The sequence below is a fragment of the Flavobacterium sp. genome, assembly GCF_049590715.1.
Taxonomy (GTDB): domain Bacteria; phylum Bacteroidota; class Bacteroidia; order Flavobacteriales; family Flavobacteriaceae; genus Flavobacterium.
Map to the genome: position 1 here is coordinate 1 of NZ_JBAWDL010000045.1, position 1,560 is coordinate 1,560.

3 protein-coding genes are annotated in these 1,560 nt (G+C 31.7%); all 3 read left to right on the plus strand.

The window, feature by feature from the left end; translation table 11 throughout:
* Positions 1–209, plus strand: a 209-nt coding sequence (locus WBQ70_RS02325) for a dihydrofolate reductase family protein (RefSeq protein ID WP_423910013.1), incomplete at its 5' end; no start/stop codon positions are given.
* 27 nt (positions 210–236) lie between these two features.
* Positions 237–731, plus strand: coding sequence for a DUF7000 family protein (locus WBQ70_RS02330; protein WP_423910016.1), 495 nt, complete (start codon positions 237–239; stop codon positions 729–731).
* Between the two features lie 10 nt (positions 732–741).
* Positions 742–1,485: an NAD(+)--rifampin ADP-ribosyltransferase gene (gene arr, locus WBQ70_RS02335; RefSeq protein WP_423910018.1), complete on the plus strand. Its 744-nt coding sequence runs from the start codon at positions 742–744 to the stop codon at positions 1,483–1,485.
* Positions 1,486–1,560: the final 75 nt, after the last annotated feature.

Genomic DNA, 1,560 nt, shown 5'->3' on the forward strand with positions numbered 1-1,560 from the left:
ATATATTAGTTGGCAGTCGAAGTTTAATTATTCAGTTAATGAATCTTAATTTAATTGATGAGTTTCAGATTTGCATTTATCCAATGTTAGAAGGAAAAGGTTTACCATTGTTTGACAAAATAAATGACAGGAAAATTTTCAAGCTTATAAAATCAAAAAACTTCGGTTCAGGTGCAATAATACTTTATTATGAGCTTATAAAAAAGTAAAATTTTACCAATCAGAAAATGAAAGAAATGAAAGACCTAAACCATTATGTTACTATATACAAAGAACAACTTGAAAAAGGCGACATTCAAGAAGCATATGTTAGTCTAGTCAAGTATGTAACCAAATTAGGAACCTACTTATCCAAAAACTTATCGGAAAGTTATTCCTTTGGAAGCCTATTTCAAGGCTATATGGATTATACCTATTTTTATTATACCAATGATGTTTTAAAAGAACGAAAACTAAAAATGGGACTCGTACTAAACCATTCAAAAATGCAATTTGAAGTTTGGTTATTAGGGCAAACCATTCCTATTCAAGAAAAATATTGGGAATATTTTAAATTAACCCATTGGAATAACAACAGAACAAGCCGACCTCAATATTCCATTTTGGAAACGGTGTTAATCGCTAACCCTGACTTCAACGATTTGAATAAACTTTCAAAACAAATTGAAGATAAATTAGTAGTGATTACTCTTGAAATTATTCAAGAAATCAAAACGAGTAAATTAAAGTAACTATAAAAATATGGAATTCTCCCCTTTTAATAATGTGGTTCAACTTTGCATTCAAGGAATGGATATGGAAGAAAAAGGCAAAATAGCAGAAGCCGAACAACTATTTCTTCAAGCTTGGGAAGTAGCCACCAATGATTTTGAAAAATTTCTGGCAGCACATTATATTGCCCGACAGCAGAAAACTATTTCTGATAAATTAAACTGGTTAGAAACCGCTTTAGAATTTGCTCTGAAAGAAAACAATGATGCTGTAAAGAGTGCCTTAGCTTTTCTTTATTATACTATTGCCCAATGTCACAAAGCATTAAAAAATGAAAACAAAGCAACTGAGAATTTCAATTTAGCGATTTCACATCAAAATAACCCTTCTGACAAAGGACCGTTTTATCATGGCACAAGAGCAGATTTACAAATTGACGATTTATTAGTGGCAGGCGGGAAATCCAATTACAAATCCGAACTACAAATGAATCATATATATTTTACTGCTTTGGTGAATGGAGCTGGACTTGCAGCGGCCTTAGCCAAAGGCGATGGAAATGAAAGAGTTTATATTGTTGAACCTACTGGAATTTATGAAAATGACCCAAATTTGACCGACAAAAAATTCCCTGGTAATCCTTCACGTTCCTACCGCTCAGAATCTCCTTTAAAAATCGTTGGTGAAGTCACCGAATGGGTAAAGCAGTCCCCTGAGGATATCAAAAAATTTCGAGAAAAATTAGAAAATAATAAAGGAGAAATAATTAACTAATAATCACATAACAATATAGAATTACGGACAATCTTCCAACCAAACAATACTCTAAATATTTAATATTATGAAAAC

Excerpts from the sequence above, each read along its gene's own strand:
- WBQ70_RS02330 (WP_423910016.1), top strand. The coding sequence starts at position 237 with ATGAAAGACCTAAACCATTATGTTACTATATACAAAGAACAACTTGAA.
- arr (WP_423910018.1), top strand. The coding sequence starts at position 742 with ATGGAATTCTCCCCTTTTAATAATGTGGTTCAACTTTGCATTCAAGGA.